At 52.9% G+C, this 17,169-nt stretch carries 17 protein-coding genes and 1 tRNA gene; 5 read left to right on the top strand and 13 right to left on the bottom strand.

What is annotated here, in order from left to right:
* Nucleotides 1-77 precede the first annotated feature (77 nt).
* Genes E0F26_RS12515 through E0F26_RS06490 form a run of 3 tightly spaced genes read right to left on the bottom strand, consistent with a single transcriptional unit; the run spans nucleotide 78 to nucleotide 2,605 of the window.
* Nucleotides 78-203, bottom strand: a complete 126-nt coding sequence (locus E0F26_RS12515) for a DUF2474 family protein (RefSeq protein WP_420887683.1) — start codon at nucleotides 201-203, stop codon at nucleotides 78-80.
* Nucleotides 190-1,200, bottom strand: coding sequence for a cytochrome d ubiquinol oxidase subunit II (gene cydB, locus E0F26_RS06495; RefSeq protein ID WP_279240855.1), 1,011 nt, complete (start codon nucleotides 1,198-1,200; stop codon nucleotides 190-192). Before cydB ends, E0F26_RS12515 begins: the two co-directional genes overlap by 14 nt.
* Nucleotides 1,193-2,605, bottom strand: a complete 1,413-nt coding sequence (locus E0F26_RS06490; protein ID WP_279240854.1) for a cytochrome ubiquinol oxidase subunit I — start codon at nucleotides 2,603-2,605, stop codon at nucleotides 1,193-1,195. Before E0F26_RS06490 ends, cydB begins: the two co-directional genes overlap by 8 nt.
* 440 nt (nucleotides 2,606-3,045) lie before the next feature.
* On the opposite strand from E0F26_RS06490, the gene E0F26_RS06485 reads away from it, so the two are divergent.
* Nucleotides 3,046-3,387: a hypothetical protein gene (locus E0F26_RS06485; RefSeq protein WP_279240853.1), complete on the top strand. Its 342-nt coding sequence runs from the start codon at nucleotides 3,046-3,048 to the stop codon at nucleotides 3,385-3,387.
* Between the two features lie 33 nt (nucleotides 3,388-3,420).
* Here E0F26_RS06485 and E0F26_RS06480 read toward each other — a convergent pair whose 3' ends face one another.
* Genes E0F26_RS06480 through uvrB form a run of 3 tightly spaced genes read right to left on the bottom strand, consistent with a single transcriptional unit; the run spans nucleotide 3,421 to nucleotide 6,424 of the window.
* Nucleotides 3,421-3,669: a hypothetical protein gene (locus E0F26_RS06480; RefSeq protein ID WP_279240852.1), complete on the bottom strand. Its 249-nt coding sequence runs from the start codon at nucleotides 3,667-3,669 to the stop codon at nucleotides 3,421-3,423.
* A gap of 17 nt (nucleotides 3,670-3,686) precedes the next feature.
* The gene (locus tag E0F26_RS06475) at nucleotides 3,687-4,391 is read right to left on the bottom strand and encodes an OmpA family protein (protein WP_279240851.1); all 705 of its coding nucleotides are present in this window, start codon (nucleotides 4,389-4,391) and stop codon (nucleotides 3,687-3,689) included.
* Between the two features lie 8 nt (nucleotides 4,392-4,399).
* Nucleotides 4,400-6,424 (bottom strand): excinuclease ABC subunit UvrB, encoded by a 2,025-nt coding sequence (uvrB, locus tag E0F26_RS06470; protein ID WP_279243203.1) that lies wholly within the window; start codon nucleotides 6,422-6,424, stop codon nucleotides 4,400-4,402.
* 127 nt (nucleotides 6,425-6,551) lie between these two features.
* Here uvrB and E0F26_RS06465 point away from each other — a divergent pair.
* Nucleotides 6,552-6,627: transfer RNA gene (locus tag E0F26_RS06465), tRNA-Asn, on the top strand.
* Nucleotides 6,628-6,912: 285 nt separating this feature from the next.
* On the opposite strand, the gene dbpA is transcribed toward E0F26_RS06465, so the two are convergent.
* Nucleotides 6,913-8,310 carry an ATP-dependent RNA helicase DbpA gene (gene dbpA, locus E0F26_RS06460; RefSeq protein WP_279240850.1) on the bottom strand — a complete coding sequence of 466 codons (1,398 nt, stop codon included), beginning with the start codon at nucleotides 8,308-8,310 and terminating at the stop codon, nucleotides 6,913-6,915.
* A gap of 273 nt (nucleotides 8,311-8,583) precedes the next feature.
* Here dbpA and E0F26_RS06455 point away from each other — a divergent pair, with 273 nt between their 5' ends.
* The 3 genes from E0F26_RS06455 (at nucleotide 8,584) to E0F26_RS06445 (ending at nucleotide 10,220) form a co-directional block, all read left to right on the top strand.
* Nucleotides 8,584-8,973 (top strand): DUF6249 domain-containing protein, encoded by a 390-nt coding sequence (locus tag E0F26_RS06455; protein WP_279240849.1) that lies wholly within the window; start codon nucleotides 8,584-8,586, stop codon nucleotides 8,971-8,973.
* A gap of 105 nt (nucleotides 8,974-9,078) precedes the next feature.
* Entirely contained in the window at nucleotides 9,079-9,303 is a 225-nt protein-coding gene (locus E0F26_RS06450; protein WP_279240848.1) for a helix-turn-helix transcriptional regulator, read from the top strand.
* A gap of 110 nt (nucleotides 9,304-9,413) precedes the next feature.
* On the top strand, nucleotides 9,414-10,220 hold the full coding sequence (locus E0F26_RS06445) for an enoyl-CoA hydratase-related protein (protein WP_279240847.1): 807 nt from the start codon (nucleotides 9,414-9,416) through the stop codon (nucleotides 10,218-10,220).
* A gap of 31 nt (nucleotides 10,221-10,251) precedes the next feature.
* Here E0F26_RS06445 and E0F26_RS06440 read toward each other — a convergent pair whose 3' ends face one another.
* The 6 genes from E0F26_RS06440 to E0F26_RS06415 form a co-directional block, all read right to left on the bottom strand.
* Nucleotides 10,252-11,469: a serine hydrolase domain-containing protein gene (locus tag E0F26_RS06440; protein ID WP_279240846.1), complete on the bottom strand. Its 1,218-nt coding sequence runs from the start codon at nucleotides 11,467-11,469 to the stop codon at nucleotides 10,252-10,254.
* A 32-nt stretch (nucleotides 11,470-11,501) separates the two neighbouring features.
* Entirely contained in the window at nucleotides 11,502-12,305 is an 804-nt protein-coding gene (locus tag E0F26_RS06435) for an enoyl-CoA hydratase/isomerase family protein (protein WP_279240845.1), read from the bottom strand.
* Between the two features lie 178 nt (nucleotides 12,306-12,483).
* Nucleotides 12,484-13,152: a hypothetical protein gene (locus E0F26_RS06430; RefSeq protein ID WP_279240844.1), complete on the bottom strand. Its 669-nt coding sequence runs from the start codon at nucleotides 13,150-13,152 to the stop codon at nucleotides 12,484-12,486.
* A 66-nt stretch (nucleotides 13,153-13,218) separates the two neighbouring features.
* Nucleotides 13,219-14,016 (bottom strand): TIGR03084 family metal-binding protein, encoded by a 798-nt coding sequence (locus tag E0F26_RS06425; protein WP_279243202.1) that lies wholly within the window; start codon nucleotides 14,014-14,016, stop codon nucleotides 13,219-13,221.
* Nucleotides 14,016-15,167, bottom strand: coding sequence for a nitronate monooxygenase (locus E0F26_RS06420; protein ID WP_279240843.1), 1,152 nt, complete (start codon nucleotides 15,165-15,167; stop codon nucleotides 14,016-14,018). Before E0F26_RS06420 ends, E0F26_RS06425 begins: the two co-directional genes overlap by 1 nt.
* Nucleotides 15,164-17,167, bottom strand: a complete 2,004-nt coding sequence (locus tag E0F26_RS06415; protein ID WP_279240842.1) for an acetyl-CoA carboxylase biotin carboxylase subunit — start codon at nucleotides 17,165-17,167, stop codon at nucleotides 15,164-15,166. The genes E0F26_RS06420 and E0F26_RS06415 overlap by 4 nt, the downstream gene beginning before the upstream one ends.
* Nucleotides 17,168-17,169: the final 2 nt, after the last annotated feature.

The following is a 17,169-nucleotide window of genomic DNA, read 5'->3' as shown; positions in this document are numbered from 1 at the left end:
GGCTGGGATAACAAGGCTGACGCCTTGTTTTAGCTGGCTTTTTCGAAGAACAACGCCTCCAAGTCATCGACGGCGCATTACGGCAATAAAATTGATCGCAGCAAGAAGGCGATAACACTCATCGATACGACGCTTGCAGCCCAGATTCCGACAAACCATAGAATGCGGTTAAGCCAACTGGGTTTCGACTCAGTGGTAGCCATTTTCTGCCGTCACCTTGCCGCGAAAAATGTAGTAAGAGTACCCGGTGTACAACAAGATGACGGGGAGTAACAAGCCCGCGCCAACCAGCATAAACCCTAGGCTTACGTCGGGTCCCGCCGCCTCGTGGATCGTAACCGCATGCGGCACGATATAGGGGGCCAAGCCTACGCCGAGCCCAACAAAACCGAGTGTGTTCAGTACGATAACGGCAGGATACAGCATGTAGTCTCGGCGTCTGCGGATGGCGCTAAAGATAATGCCAGCCGTCCATAGCGTCAGCGCAGGAATCGGCGCGACGTACCAGAAATTGGGCGTGGTGAACCAGCGATCCCAGACAAGCGGCGACTGAAACGGCACCCACACACTTACCACCGCGGCAAAGCCCAAAGTAACGAGCGCCATTCGGAAACTGTATTTGTACGCAATGTCCCGTATATCGTCAGACGTTTTCATCACCAACCAGGCTGAGCCCAGTAAGGAGTAGCTCGCAAGCAGAGCAAACCCACACATAATGGTGAAGGGCGTCAGCCAATCCCACCAGCCACCGCCGTAAGCACGACCGTCAACCTCAATGCCCTGAACAAAAGCACCAAGGACAATGCCTTGCATAAACGTCGCCACCACCGATCCCCAGTGGAAACTTAAGTCCCACCACTTACGATGATCGGGGTCTCGCCAGCGATATTCAAACGATACACCGCGAAACACAAGCGCAAGCATCATGAGGATGAACGGTGCGTACAAGGCGGGCATGACAATGGCATAGGCCAATGGAAATGCGGCGAAAAGGCCGCCACCACCCAAAATCAACCAAGTCTCATTCCCATCCCAAACGGGTGCAACAGTATTCATCGCTACATCGCGCTGGGTATCGCTCTGTAGATACGGGAATAAAATACCGATACCCAAGTCAAAGCCGTCCAATACCACGTAGATGAAGACAGCAAGACTGAGTATGGCGGCCCAAATCAGCGGTAGATCAATTGCCTCACCCATTTTGTGGTGCCACCTCTCCCACGTTCAGCATTGAAGCGACCGGTGTTGTCCCGGCGGCGCGAGTAGGCTGCCCCATGGGCAGTTCATCTTTGTTAGGTGAGGTTGCGAGAATTCTCAAAATGTACATAACACCCGCTCCGAAGAGGAGGAAGTATACGACGATGAACGCTAAGAGAGATCCCGCAACGGCAGGTGCCTCGATCGGGGAAGCAGATTGAGCTGTCGTGAGCACGCCATAGACCGTGTAAGGCTGACGCCCGACCTCAGTCACGATCCAACCTGCAACGACGGCAATGAACCCTGAAGGCCCCATAAACGTTGCCCACTGCAGGAAGGGTCGGCTTGTGTACAGCTTACCTTTGACGCGTAACCAGAGTGACACAAGGCCAATCAGCATCATGAGGGTACCAATCCCAATCATTACCCTGAACGACCAAAAGACGGTTGCAACAGGTGGCCTCTCCTCGGGAGGCACGTCTTTAAGTCCCGGGGTCTCACCGTTCAAGTCGTGGGTGAGGATCAGCGCTGACGCGTAGGGGATTTCAAGCTCGAACCCGTTTGATTCGGTCTCTTCATCAGGAAAACCAATGATGATAAAGGGCGCCCCCTTCTGGCGCTCCCAATGCCCTTCCATCGCAGCCACTTTCATGGGCTGATGCTCTAGCGTATTTAGACCGTGAAAATCGCCCGCTAATATTTGCAGGGGCGCCACGAAAGTGGCCATCCACATTGCCATACTCAGCATCTTTTTCGCATCTTTGGTCTGACTTCCGCGCGATAAGTGCCAGGCTCCCGTCGCGCCAACAACGAAGGCCGTTGTTAGGTAAGCGGCGAGCGTCATGTGGACGAGTCGATAGGGGAAACTAGGATTAAAGATAACAGCGAGCCAATCAACCGGAATAAACTGCCCTACCTCATTTATCTCGTAGCCCGCTGGCGTATGCATCCAGCTGTTAACGGCTAGGATCCAGGTGGCCGACAGTACGGTTCCGAAAGCCACCATTCCAGTCGCCGCAAAGTGCAACCCTTTGCCTACCCGGTTCATGCCGAAAAGCATAATGCCAAGGAAACCGGCCTCCAGGAAAAAGGCGGACATCACTTCGTAAGCCATGAGCGGCCCGATGACCGGACCGGCAAGATCGGAGAAAACACTCCAGTTTGTTCCAAACTGATAGGACATCACTAGGCCCGACACGACCCCCATACCGAATGCGATAGCGAATACCTTCAACCAATACTTAAAAAGCCGTAAGTAAACATCTCGGCCCGTCCAGAGCCAAAGCCCTTCAAGAACAAAGAGGTAGCTTGCTAGCCCAATCGAAAACGCCGGAAATATGATGTGAAATGCAACGGTAAACGCAAATTGAATGCGTGCAAGCAGCAAGGCATCGAACAATTCGAACATGATCATGTCACTGTGTTTGAGGTGGCTATGTCACCACGTGGTAATAGATCGCGGCTACGGATCCCCGATCTTTCGCGCCGGATTATAGAGGATTTGGACGCCCGCAATAAGGATGAGCCCAAGTTGAGCCCAATTTCTAAAATCCATAAAGCGAATACAGTGACAGAGGGCCATTCCCAAAATCTATACCGAGATTTCAAAGAGCCTGTTCTGAGTAGAGACGTTGCGTAAATCGCACCGGAGCGTTGTGCCACGGCGGATAGACGACACGTCAGGGCACGAAAAGCTTCACAGCGGAAAATTCAACTAGCGGCTCTATACATCGCAACTCAAACAAGCCGGAACCCAGAGTCTTAAAGCGGCTCACGTGTGACACGTTCCCAGTGTATCGAAGTAAAGAAAAGGAGTATGGTTTTCAAACAATAAAAAATGGGTCAAACATGATGAATCACCTGACGCCACTTCGTGTTCTCGTCGTCGCATCGCTGGCAATACTTGCAGCAGCTGCGATGGTGACGCCGATCCCAGAACAGCCAGCGAACTGGGGGAATACCCTCACCGCGATCGGCTCGCTAGGTTACCTCGTCAGCTTGCTCCTCATACTTGTGGGTAGCACCAAAGCCCGCTGGGTTTTCCTCCCTAGCATCGTGATCTCACTTATTGGCATGCCGTTCGCCGCGTACCCCGCCGGCGAGCTCAATGCGCTCTACGACCTGACGATGTACGGATCAGGTTTTTTGAACGGGGCCATCGCCCTGTTGATTCATATACCCGACGCTTAAATCGCAGGCTCATGAACAAGTCGCTTGGGTGCCCTAGCTGTCATTCCAAAGTAGCAGTATGACACCCAGAACAATAAACCCGCCGACAGGCGATAAAAACAGGGGCCATTGGTAATACCAGAGCATCCCTGCGGTAACCACCGTAGCAAAACAAAACGTCAACACAACGACCAACATACTGGACGCTACGTCTTTGAAAATATCGCTAATAAATGCGAGCAAGGCGGAGAGGAACCCGCGGGGGGCGTCTTTTTGGACGCCTGACTGGTCACTATTTTCCATGCTAACTCCTGTCAGGGCTAACGCTTTACGACCTCAACGCGTCGGTTACGTTTGCGCCCCTCTTCGGTCTGATTGGTAGCCACCGGCTGAGCTTCGCCAAACGCTTCTACCACCAGACGATCGGGCCCGATACCCTGACTCACAATAAAGTTCGCTACCGCCTTTGCGCGTTGCTCAGCGAGTTTTTGATTATGTGCCTCAGTCCCGAGCCAACAAGTATGTCCTGCGATGGTGACGATGACCTCCGGCAGTTCACGAAGATAGTCGACGACGGCCACTAACGCCTCTTTAGAGCCAGGCATCAATTCGGCGCGGTCGAGTTCAAACTGAAGCGTCCGAGAGTCGAATGTAAAAAGCACCGGCTGGGCTGCGGGGGCAGGCGCCTCGAACACGAGCAGTGGCTCACGCACCTCTAAGGGCTGAGAAAGGTTTCCCTCAACACTCACGTCTAACATATCTGGAGATTCGGTGATCTCGGGCTCTTCGCACAATACGAGTGCCGCTGCCGCTCCCACTGTACCGGCCCCGATTACGGAAGCCGCCTTACCACCGGGAATTCCCGCACCCGTGCTGGGGTCATTAAACCCCTGCAGGCATCGAATATATTCCTTATCCGTGCTGGTAGCGCATGCACTGAGCAAGCCCAACACCAAAAGCGGAAATACGAGGTTTTTCATCATTCTCAACAACCGGTTTGCCGGCTTCCCTGCGGTTACACTCATTTTGACCTTTAAGCACCGATGAAGGCGATTTGTTTCAGCTCTGCGATCTGATCTCGCACCGATGCCGCCTCTTCAAACTCTAGGTTCTTCGCATGCTCAGCCATAGTATTTTCTAACGCGTTTAATTTACGCGACAACGCCGCTGGCGTCATGCTCATTATTTCCTGAGCAAAGCTTGCTCTGTCATTTGCAATCTTTGTCTCACGCGCACCTCGCGCTTTTGTGGGCATCCGCCTCGCACCCTCTAGAATATCGCGGACAGACTTCTCAATACCCTTTGGCACTACGCCATTTTGCTCGTTAAATTCGAGTTGCTTGTCACGCCTCCTCTGGGTCTCGTTAATGGCACGCTCCATCGAGCCCGTCATTTTATCCGCGTATAAAATCGCGCGGCCATTCAGGTTTCGCGCTGCACGACCAATGGTTTGAATCAGGGATCTGTCACTTCGCAAAAACCCTTCCTTATCCGCATCCAAAATAGTGACCAGTGACACCTCCGGCATATCGAGCCCCTCTCGAAGCAAGTTAATGCCCACAAGAACATCGAAATGGCCGAGCCGAAGATCTCGGATGATCTCCACTCGCTCAACGGTATCAATGTCAGAGTGTAAGTAACGGACGCGTACATCGTGCTCGCTCAAGTACTCGGTAAGGTCTTCTGACATACGCTTCGTCAGTGTTGTCACTAACACGCGGTCGCCCTTGGCGGTGGTCTCTCTGATCTCAGCTAGAAGATCATCGACCTGGGTACGGGCCGGTCTTATTTCAACAATAGGGTCAACAAGACCTGTTGGTCTGACCACCTGCTCAACCGTAGCACCCGCATTCTCGTTTTCGTACTTGCCCGGTGTCGCAGAGACAAAAATTGCCTGGGGGGCCATTGACTCCCACTCTTCAAATTTCATCGGCCGGTTATCAAGCGCTGAAGGCAACCGGAACCCATACTCCACGAGCGTCTCTTTTCGAGAGCGGTCTCCGCGATACATAGCGCCAATTTGTGGCACTGTCACGTGCGACTCATCGATAATCATTAGCGCGTTATCGGGCAAATATTCAAAAAGCGTCGGTGGCGGCTCACCCGGCGCCCTACCTGATAAGTACCGAGAGTAATTTTCGATACCCTGGCAGTAACCCAACTCTCGTATCATCTCGATATCGTATCGAGTGCGCTGGGCAATACGTTGTGCCTCTAGGTGCTTCTCTGCCTCTTTAAACTGCTTTACGCGCAGTTCAAGCTCTTCTTCGATCAGATCAACAGCACTTAACATGGTGTCTCTTGACGCAACATAGTGGGTTTTAGGGAAAATCGTGATTCTGGGAAGTTTTTCCTCTACTGCGCCCGTGAGAGGGTCGAAGCTGCAAATATTTTCTATCTCTTCATCAAAGAGCTCGATCCGAATAGCAAGCTCATCGGAGTCTGCCGGGAAGATATCAATAACGTCACCCCTCACTCGGTAAGTACCGCGCTTGAAGTCCAAGTCATTTCGGGTGTATTGCAATTCGGCAAGCTGCCGCAAGATACCGCGCTGATTGATAATCTCACCGCGCGACAAATGCATAATCATCTTGAAATAAGACTGCGGGTCGCCAAGACCATAAATTGACGAAACGGTTGAAACCACGAGACAGTCGGGCCGCTCCAGCAAGGCTTTCGTTGCCGACAGTCGCATCTGCTCGATATGGTCGTTTACCTGCGCGTCCTTCTCAATGAATGTGTCAGAGGAAGGCACGTAGGCTTCTGGCTGATAGTAGTCGTAGTAGGACACGAAATACTCAACCGCGTTATTAGGGAAAAATTCTTTAAATTCGCCGTATAACTGCGCAGCCAGCGTCTTATTGTGCGCCATAACAATCGTTGGACGCTGCAATTTGTGAATCACGTTGGCCATTGTGAAGGTTTTACCACTACCGGTTACACCCAGCAGTGTCTGTGACGCGAGGCCCGCTCCAATGCCATTAATCAATTGGTCTATCGCGCCGGGCTGATCACCCGCCGGTTGATACGAAGATTGAAGATCAAATTGTTTGGCCACGATCCAATGATGCTCGGTTTTGACGGCCACATAGCTTAACGGAATTGTCTGTGTGATTTGTACGCTCTGTTCTTCTTGACGCAAGAAAATCCGGACGTGTATAGTCCGCGTCCTCGAAAGAGACTATTCCGGCTTAGCTCAGTTGGTAGAGCAAATGACTGTTAATCATTGGGTCGCTGGTTCGAGCCCAGCAGCCGGAGCCAAATCAAATAAGAAGGGTCGACATCTTTAGGTGTTGACTCTTTTTTTTTGTCTGAAACGATCGCTTTGCAGGCGACAAGACCAAGGAATCCGTCTATCCGGAACCCCTCGTCCCACCTCTATCACTCACCATTTTGGGATTGGGGCGACGCTCGGTAAACCGCATAACGTAGACGGTTCGGCTCAAGCCCGCCTGAGCACAACGATCACCGTACAGAGTAAGCCTTGATAAACACTTAGGGCGGGAACTGCACGTCCACCGCTGAAATATGTGCCTGCACGCGCGGCTACTGCTGAGCCTTCAAACGTCTTGCGCGTATGGCTCGGCCTTTGACTTTCCCGTTTGCGAGGTAATTCATCGCTTGACGCAGCGCTAAGCGATCAATTGCAACGTAGCTGCTGGTTTCGGCAATTGTAATCTTGCCGATTTGACCACCCGACAGACCCGCGTCGCCGGTCAGGGCACCCAGTAGGTCGCCCGGGCGAATTTTTTGTTTTCTGCCAGCGTCAAATTGGAGCGTGACCCTACTGCCTTGCAATTGATAATTGGGATCTCGATCGAGTGAGGAAAGTACATCGCAGATGCAATTAGTGCTCAAGTACTCCTCTACAACCCTCATACGCGGGGCCTCAGGAGGCGTCACCAAGCTAAACGCCTGACCAGACTCGCCAGCCCTTCCCGTACGCCCAATTCGGTGTACGTACGTATCAGCGTCTCGAGGTAACTCGTAATTGACAACCATCTCTAGCAAAGGAATGTCTAGTCCACGAGCGGCAACGTCGCTGGCCACTAAAACAGGGCACGAATCGTTGGCAAATTGCAGTAGCACCTGGTCTCGCTCGCGCTGATCAAGGTCACCATGAATCGCGGCCGCCTCAATATCATGCGTTCTTAGAAAGCGAGCAACTTCGGCACACTGCTGTTTGGTGTTACAAAAAACCATGGCATTTCGCGGACGATAATGCTCAAACAACGCGAGTAAACACCGGTCACGCTCATGCTTCTGAACTTCAAAGAAAAGCTGCTCAACAATCTGTTTCTCACGTCTTGCCGGCTCCTCAACACGGATTTGCAGAGGGTTTAGTTGAATTGATCGACTGACTTTTTTGATGTCTTCTGGAAAAGTAGCCGACAACAAAAGCGTCTGTCGGTTTTTTGGCAAGCGCGCTGTGATATCAGCCATCACCTGAGCAAATCCCATGTCCAACATACGATCAGCCTCGTCCAGCACAAAGGTCTTAACCCCCTTCAGCTCCAAGTTACCGCGTTGGAGATGATCTTCGATACGCCCAGGAGTACCGACAACAATATGAGCACCATGCCGCAAGGAATCTCGCTGTGGGCCAAACGGTTTTCCGCCGCACAAGAGCACTGTCTTGATGTTCGACATTCGACTCGCCAACTGTCGTATCGACTGGGAGACCTGCTCAGCAAGCTCACGAGTGGGACACATCACCAAGGCCTGCACGCCAAAAAACCGGGGGTTTAAATGGTTCAACAAACCAATACCAAACGCCGCGGTTTTTCCGCTGCCTGTCTGTGCTTGAATAATCACGTCTTTTCGCTCAAGTATGAGCGGCAAACTCTCGGCCTGCACAGGCGTCATCTTAGTAAAACCGGCCCCATCCAACGCCTCGAGTTGCTCGGGACTGATAGGCAGTGATGAAAAATCAAGTGAAGTCATGGCAGGGAAACAAGTTTTGTGAGACGCGACCATAGCAAAAGGACAGCAAAGGGTGGTTATGAATCAAGGGAAGATCCGACGCATTACCATAATTTCAAACAGACTTCGCGTATTGCGACCCTGTCGGCGTCCCTTCGTTTGTTAAAAAGCACTAAATTGATTCGAAATGTGCGTCCATTTTGATGGCCTGATGGCCGAGAGAAATGTAACGTTTACTTCCCAACCATGAAATGATACCTTTACGTTACATATTGAGTATTGAGGAGTAATCAAATGGGCGAACTAATTCCAATATTTGGCATGTTGACCGGCCTCATCATTCCGTTGTCAGTCTTCTTCTGGCAATACCAAGAAGGCAGAGAGCGTCGAGAGACGATCTTAGAGATATCTCGCACCATCGACGATCCCGATAAGCTCGATGAACTGCTCAAGATGCTCGATGAAAAAAAAGAAGAACCAACCGATTACCGGCGAGGTGGTCTCATCACCTTATTTGTCGGACTGGGTATTTACGCCCTGGGTTTTTATGCGTTTGGCAATTTTTTCAAGGCCGCCGGCGCACTCGTCGGTTTTATCGGCTTTGGCATTACGGCCGCAGGTTACCTCTACCCACCGTCCAGCAATGAAATCAATCAGGCTGTTGAAGACTTCGAGGAGCGATAAGCACCCTACACACATGCGACTTAACTCGCCGTCGTTGAGCGCATCCAGTGGTTGGCGGCGAGCCACCTGAATCGCATGTTTTCGAGATAGCTAAAGGCTTTTATTATGGGAAAACACCACCCAAAACTGCTCAACAACCTCGAGACTAAGCGGCGTGAAGCAAATCTAACGCAGGCACAGCTCAGCAAATTTGCCGGTGTCTCACGTAAAAGCATTAACGCGATCGAAAATGGCATGTATGTGCCGTCAACCGTCCTTTCGCTCAAAATCGCTCGGACACTTGGGTGCTCAGTTGAGGACCTGTTCCGACTCCCACGGGCCGAATCTTAAACAGCGTCAATCGGCCGACTCAATGGTCAGTAAGGCGCCAAATAACTGGTCCTCATAACCATAGCTGATTAAAGTTGACGGGGTAAAACAACAGAAAGAACCAGTAAATTATGTCAATTACCCTGCTTACAGACCTTGCCGACAACGGTGTCCTTACCCTCACGCTCAACCGGCCAGAAGTTCTCAATTCACTCAACGAAACGCTAACCATGAATTTACTCAGCGCACTGAACGATGCGCGAGCAAACAAAGACGTTCGGGCGATCGTCATTACTGGCTCAGGACGCGCATTCTGTGCAGGAGCCGACCTCGACAGCAAGAGCTGGCCATCGCCCAAAGGTTTATCTGCAGGCGAGGCGACGGCGGCTAGTATGGATCGCGGGTTCAACCCGCTTGTGAAAGCAGTTTCTCAATCCACAAAGCCTGTCGTGACTGCTATCAACGGTATCGCGGCGGGTGGCGGCGTTGGCCTGGCGCTCGCAGGCGACATTACCATCGCCAGCGAATCGGCCAAGTTCAAACTTGTCTTTGGCCCCAATTTGGGAATCATCCCCGATATGGGTGCATCTTGGTTCCTGCCCAATCTCGTTGGTAGAGCCCGTGCCAACGGTTTAGCGCTGCTCGGAGATGACCTGCCCGCTGCGACTGCAAAGGATTGGGGGCTTATTTGGGACTGTGTGCCCGATGACCAACTTCTCACGAAAGCTCAAACGATTGCAGGGCGTCTCGCAGATGGCCCAACAATTGGTTTAAAGGCTGTCGTAAAGGCTCATGACCGCGCTCTCTCCAACACCTTGAGTGAACAATTAGAATACGAGAAGGAAACTCAGAGGATGTTATTCGACTTCCCCCATGTCGCAGAGGGTGTTCGTGCCTTTATCGAAAAACGCAAACCAAACTTTCGCGATGTAAGTTAATTCTCCCAACGTGTAAACGCCCGAGGTCAACTCAACCAACGATCTCCAGTAGCGTTTTGGTTAACTGATTCGACGTGCGATAAAGCATTCTAGGGTTATGCATTCGGTTGCATAAGAATCCGTAACCCAACCCATGCTCGGGATCACCAAACGCCACTGTGCCGCCAATACCGCAGTGCCCAAAGAGGCGGTCAGGATGTGGTTCCGAGCCTATCGTGGTCGTACCAAGGCCGAGGTCGTAGCCTACGCCAAAGCGGATCGGAGCCCCCAGAATAACGGTGTCTGGACCCTCGGAAAGGGGAGTAACAGCGAGCTCAATGGTCTCTGGATCCATGATTTTATGACCATCTCGTTCACCACCTGTGCTGAGCACACCAAACAACTTCGCTAAGGCCGCGGCTGTTCCATGACCATTGGCAGAGGGAATCTCCGCCTGCCGCCATTCTTCTGTGTTCATCTCGAACCCGCCGGTCGAACTCCCTCTCGACGAAAAGGCAACTTTCATATCGCCCAAGCGCACGTATTTTTTTACGTGACGCAACTGCGGTGACAACAAGAAATCGGGAACCAAGGTGAGGGCCATCAACGCCCAAGGTTTGGGCGACGAATCGACCAAAATGTCGCCGCAACGCGCCATCGCCGCTTCGTCTAAGCCAATGTGAAAATCAAGGCAAAGCGGCTCTGCAATCTCCTCGCGAAAATATCTACCAGCGCTCCTACCGTCTACACGACGAATTAATTCACCCACCAACCAACCGTAAGTCAGTGCGTGATACCCCTGAGTGGTACCGGGCGTTCTAAAAGGCGCCTGTGCCGCAAGGGCCGCAGTCCATTTGTCCCAATCACGGTAGTCAAACTGTGGAACCCCCCCCTGAAACCCATGCATAGCTGCGCGATGACATAGAAAATCGCTCACCTTTGTCGCTTCTTTACCCTTGCAGCCATATTCAGGCCAGTAATCCGAGACAGGGGCGTTCAGGTCCAATTTCCCACGCTCGATAAGTTGCAAAATGCAGGTAGCGGTAATCGCCTTGGTGGTCGAAAAAACGTTCACAATGGTGTCTTCAAGCCAAGGTTGCGTTCGCTGTCGATCCTTGTAACCACCCCATAGATTAACCACCATCTCGCCTTGATACTCGATGGCGACGGAGGCACCCGTATCGAAACCGCTCTGAATGGCCTTCGAAAGTTCGTCTTCGATAGCGGCGAACCTGGGGTCGCAATAGCCCGAGACAATGCGTTCACTCATTTTGTTTTACCTGTGTTTTATAGGTTGGGTGATCAGAAACCTGTCGGCTTAGCAGTACGCTTCTCAACGAAAGCGCTAACACATTCTTTAAAGTCGTCGCTGCGCGCAGCCAAGATCCACTGATCCTCATCCATGTGCATTACTGCCTCGCTTAAAGCGAGAGCATATTGATTCACACTGCGCTTGATCATTTGCACAGCAACGGGTGGCAGGTCGGCGTATTGACGAGCCCATTGAACAGCGACGTTTTTAAGCTCAGTGTCCGGACAAACCTCATCCAGCAGCCCCCACTGCTCCAGCGTCTCGGCACCGAGCAGGTCGCCCGACATGATGAGGCGCTTTGCCCGTGATAGACCCAGCAACTCCACAAATAATGGGACGGCATTCCACATAAGGTTCATTCCCACCTTCACCTCACCAAGGCCTATGCGAGCACTCTGACTCGCAATGCGAAAGTCGCAGGCGGCAGCGAGACAGGCACCACCACCCGTGGTAACCCCTCTTACGGCGCAAATCGTTGGTTGGTGGATACTTTTAATGGTCGTCAACAGCTTTCGACCCAACTCGGCGTCTCGGCGCGCACGTAGGAGAGAACCTGCAGGGTCCATACCAGCGACTTCTTTTAAGTCGGCACCAACCGAAAAATCTTGGCCCTCTGAGGTAAGCAGAACCGCACGTATATCCTCTCGGTCGGATACGGACTGGGCGACGTCGATCAAATCGATCATTAGCTGCCGATTTAGCGCGTTTCTTACATCGGGACGATTCAAGACGATCGTTGCAACATCGGCCTCGACGTTTAGCTTTATCAGCGACCTCTCTTCAACTGTGGACATAATGGCTCTCTATTATTGTGTGGCACGGTCAGCACCACTGATCTCTACGTCAACTTCCTCACCGGCGTTTTCATATTAGCTTATTGCCAGCGCTTGGTATTCGATTCACTCAACCGCCTGAAGTATCAAGCGATCCGGACCCCAAAAGAAAGTGGTGTCTTGAATCGATCACTTCTCGTTACCACAAGGCGCGTCTGACGCTTAGCTTGAGTTTATCGATATCCAAGGAATCGGCCCCCACTAAACTCGCACAAAGATTTATGAGTTTCGGTGCGGTCTGCTGAGCCGCCTTAAAGTAGGAAGTAATATCGCTCTGATCGTTCAGCAAGGACTCACTGAGTAATGGGCTCATCGCACCTGCACCCGGCTCCAGATCAAAATCGGCAAACGTATTGAGGGCTTTTAACAGCTTTGGCCCGACCATTTGGGGCGCTATGTGCGCTGGATCTGCGCGGTGGATAATCGACTCGACCGTGTGTATCAAAAAGTCGAGCACAGGGGAGCTCGCCGTAAACATGAAATAGGCATTGTGCGGTTGCTTACGTATTTCTAAGCGCCCTGCTTTATCCCGCTGTAGCCAGAGCTCCTGGCCAAAGATGCTGTGGGAAGGCGTGGTGGGCTGCCAATCAGGCTCAATGACGAGCGTATCTGAATCGCACCAAACCACGGCTTCATAACCGTCCTGTAACGCGGCTCTTGCATGGATCAAGCGGGCTAGGTCGGCGAGGATAGGCCCTCTACCCTCCAGCTTCTGTCTGTACCCGATGGGCAAAACGTCAAAGAACTCATCGGCCAAGCAGTTGTACTCAAAGTCATTATTTTCAGCCCACTGCTTGACACCCGCCATGCAGCCTTCGACCCAATCGGGTCGCGTTGGGGGGGCGGACTGAATAACAACCGTTTTCAATGCTGGTTACGCGACTTTGAAGCGCGAGCCCTTAGCCGGGGGGGGATTTGCTGCGCCTGCAAAACACTGTGCCTTTGACATCCATGTTTCTGCGGGGTCGCCCATCACCGTCAACGCCGTATCGGCCACATTACGTGTCTGGGTGACAACTCGAGCAAAATCGACCGCGGCACCACGCACGAAGTTGTCCTCTTGCAGGTCACCGTAGGTCCAAAGCTCACCACTGGGAGCGACCAATTCTACGTATGGCATAGGCTCAGGCGGCGCCTCATTACGTACCTTGAAGGTCCAGCCGAAAGTATTAATACCCAAGACCACAATATTTCGGATCCTATCGTGCTCACAACGGTCAGCGCCGAGCGCATCAAAGACCTCTTGCCCGTGAGCCCAAGTCTCCATCTGCCGAGCAGAGATAGACGAACGTGCACTCATACTTGGACCCGCCCAAGGCACACGAGCACTTGGATCCATGGCGGCATACGCATTCGCCGTCTCATCGACCAAGTCAGACCACGCTGAACGCAAAGCCCCACCACTCAACCCCTCGAGATATTGCTTTTCGTACTCCGGTAGAGAACCGCCCTTGGTCATGTGGGCACCAACGCCTTGAAAGAATTCACCGAAGGCCTCTTCCCCCTGACTCGCCACCATCACAGCTTTGTTCCAAAAGTGGAGGTGCCGGAAAACATCGTTAATGGTCCAACCCTTGAACTGTGTCACCGCCTCAAAGGCCCCATCGTCGAGATCCTTGATTACAGCCTTCAGCGTGAGGCTTTCCTCACGAAAATCGTTTGCCTGTTGCATCACTCACCCACTCCCACCAAGAACCTCTCAACACGCTGAAAGGCCTCTAAATACTCGTTTTTAAACTCCATCATGACATCAGCAACGGAGCGCTCCTCATTCATGAGGCCCACCGCTTGCCCAACCCAGTAGGTTGCCAAAGCCTCTGCACCTCGGTGACCTGCTGCGGCAGCCGCATCGACCTTTTTAAGTGCTGGCTCAGACACCAGCCCTTGTAAGGGCATGGGGAGAGGTGCAGGTGCATCAACCCTCTCCCAAGCGTCGGTCCAGACGGAACGCAACTGTCGCGACGGTTTGCCCGTTCGAGATTTCGCTCGCACCGTATCGCTCGCAGACGCTTGCAGCATCTTCGCTTTCACCGTCGGCGTTGTCTCAGCTTCGACTGTGGTCAACCAAACGCTGCCACACCATGCCCCCTCTGCGCCCATCGCCATAGCCGCCGCCATCTGCTCACCCGTTGCAATGCCGCCCGCTGCAAGCACAGGAACCTCTAAATTGTGCTGGTGCAACGCACGGCACACCTCGGGTATCAACACCATCGTGCTTACCGCGCCACAATGCCCACCCGCTTCACCGCCCGCCGCAATGAGTACATCTACGCCTGCGCGAGCCTGATTTAAAGCGTGATTTACGGTCCCAACTAACGCCCCAACCTTGATGTTATGGCGCCGTGCGAAATCGAACATCTCAGGGGGTGGAACCCCCAATGCGTTCACAAGTAATGCGATGGGATACTCAGCCGCCACTGCCAACATGGCGTCCGTTTTATCCCCACTTACATTGTGGTGAAAAGTCAGCTGGCCCTTGCGTCGTTCATCAAGATCACCGGCGTCAATACCTTGAGCATCGAGTACCGCAGCGGCAAATTCCCGATGCTCGTCGGGGATGCGTGCAATCATCGCCTCATCCGAGATCTGCTCTCCCCGTCCCTCAACTTTATTCGGAACGATTAGGTCCAGCCCAAAGGGACGACCGTTCGTGTGAGCGACTATCCAATCAAGCTCCACCCTGAGCTCCTCCGGGGTTAGCTCAACAGCGCCCAATACACCGAATCCACCGTTTCGCGAGACGGCTGCCACCACATCGCGACAGTGACTGAAGGCAAAGAGTGGAAACTCGATATCAAATGTTGTGGTTAGAGACGCGCTCATTCTTCGCTCTCCAGACCCTCTAGTTCCAGCACCATAATCAGGTCGCCCGCACCAATCTGCTTACCCGCCACAGCCGCAATATCGACGACCGTACCGTCACCGGGCGCGGTCAACTCGTGCTGCATTTTCATGGCCTCGAGTACAGCTATTCGCTGGCCCTTACTAACACGTGCACCCGTCTCAACATCGATAGAAAGCAGCTGACCGTGCATAGGTGCCGCGATGGTTCCTCCGCCAGCAGCATCCTCTGCTTCTGGTGGAATGCGCGTGCTGTCGGCCAATAATGCTGAGCGGTCACTCGAAGCGAGGTATAGCGAAGCCGGAGCTTCGCTAACGTAGTGATAGCGCTGCATCAGTCCATCCACCTCAGCAGACAAGTCGTTCTCACCCATCTCGCTTACAGTGACGTGATGTGTCTTGTCACCTACTGACACTTCGTACTCACCGATAGTTAAAGGAATCAATGTCACTTCCTGAGGCACACCATTGGCTTCGTAACACTTTGTGTCGGTGACGCGCCCCATCGAAACCCAGTCAAGCAGCTCCTCGTTTACTGAGGCCGCCTGGCTGTGATGCGTCTCCATAGCCACGACATGTTGAGTTGCAGCAGCTACCGCCAGGTCTGAGGAGTCGATCGCCCTCGGAGAGAACGCTTCGCCGTAGTTATCACCAATAAATGCGGTGGTCGCATCGCCTCGAATAAATTCATCTTTATCCATGACATCGATCAGGAAATCACGATTATTCTCGGGGCCAAAAAGTGCCGTTTTTTGAAGGGCGGAGCGCATTTTCATGCGAGCGTCTTCACGTGTTTCGCCGTAAGTGATGATTTTGGCGACCATCGCGTCGTAAAACGGTGTTACCTCGTCACCCGTTTCCACACCTGCATCCACACGAACACCCTCGCCCTGTGGCTGCGTAAAGAGTTTGATTTGACCCGTGCTTGGCAGGAAACCCGCTGCAGGGTCCTCAGCATAGAGCCTAACCTCTATGGCGTGACCAAAAAGCTCAATGTCGTCTTGCTCGGCGGGTAACGCCTCACCTCGGGCAACACGAATCTGCCACTCGACGAGGTCATAGCCAGTCACCATCTCGGTCACCGGATGCTCGACCTGAAGGCGCGTATTCATTTCGAGAAAATAAAACTCACCGGCCTCGTCGAGTAAGAACTCCACTGTGCCAGCACCCACATAGTCAACCGCCTTAGCCGCATCCACCGCGGCTTGCCCCATGGCCTCTCTGAGTTCAGGCGTCATAACAGGGCAAGGCGCCTCTTCCACCACCTTCTGGTGTCGCCGCTGAATGGAGCAATCGCGCTCGCCGAGATAAACGGTGTTACCCGCCTTATCTGCAAAAACTTGAATCTCAACGTGCCGTGGTCGCATGACCGCTTTTTCAATAATCAGCTCGCTCGAGCCAAACGCGTTTTGAGCTTCTGACTGGGCGAGATCAATCGCTGACTCAAGTTCAGAGGCATCATTGACGAGTCGCATACCACGACCGCCACCACCGGCTGCCGCTTTGACCATTACCGGCATACCCATCTGCGTCGCCTCAGCCACCAGCGTTTCAACCGATTGATCATCGCCTTGGTAACCGGGCACACATGGGACACCGGCCTCGATCATCGCGCGTTTTGCTCGCGCTTTATCGCCCATCACCTCAATAGCCGCATTTGGTGGGCCAATAAACTCGATACCGCGTGCCTCACACTCTGATGCAAACGCTTGGTTCTCGGACAGGAAACCATAGCCAGGATGGATACAATCTGCCCCCGTTTGTGCAGCCGCATCGAGTATCGCATCGACTTGCAGGTAAGATTCGGTAACCGGAGCGGGACCAATGCAGACAGACTGATCAGCCTCGCGTACATGCTGAGCGTTTGCATCAGCTTCTGAATAAACAGCTACGGTTTTCATACCCATCGCTTTGGCGGTGCGCATAACTCTTACGGCGATTTCACCGCGGTTGGCAACGAGTAATGTCGTTAATGCTTTCATCT

It is taken from the genome of Candidatus Paraluminiphilus aquimaris, assembly GCF_026230195.1.
GTDB lineage: Bacteria > Pseudomonadota > Gammaproteobacteria > Pseudomonadales > Halieaceae > Luminiphilus > Luminiphilus aquimaris.
Note: the sequence above shows the minus strand (reverse complement) of the source record. Positions and strands in the feature narration are given on the sequence as shown.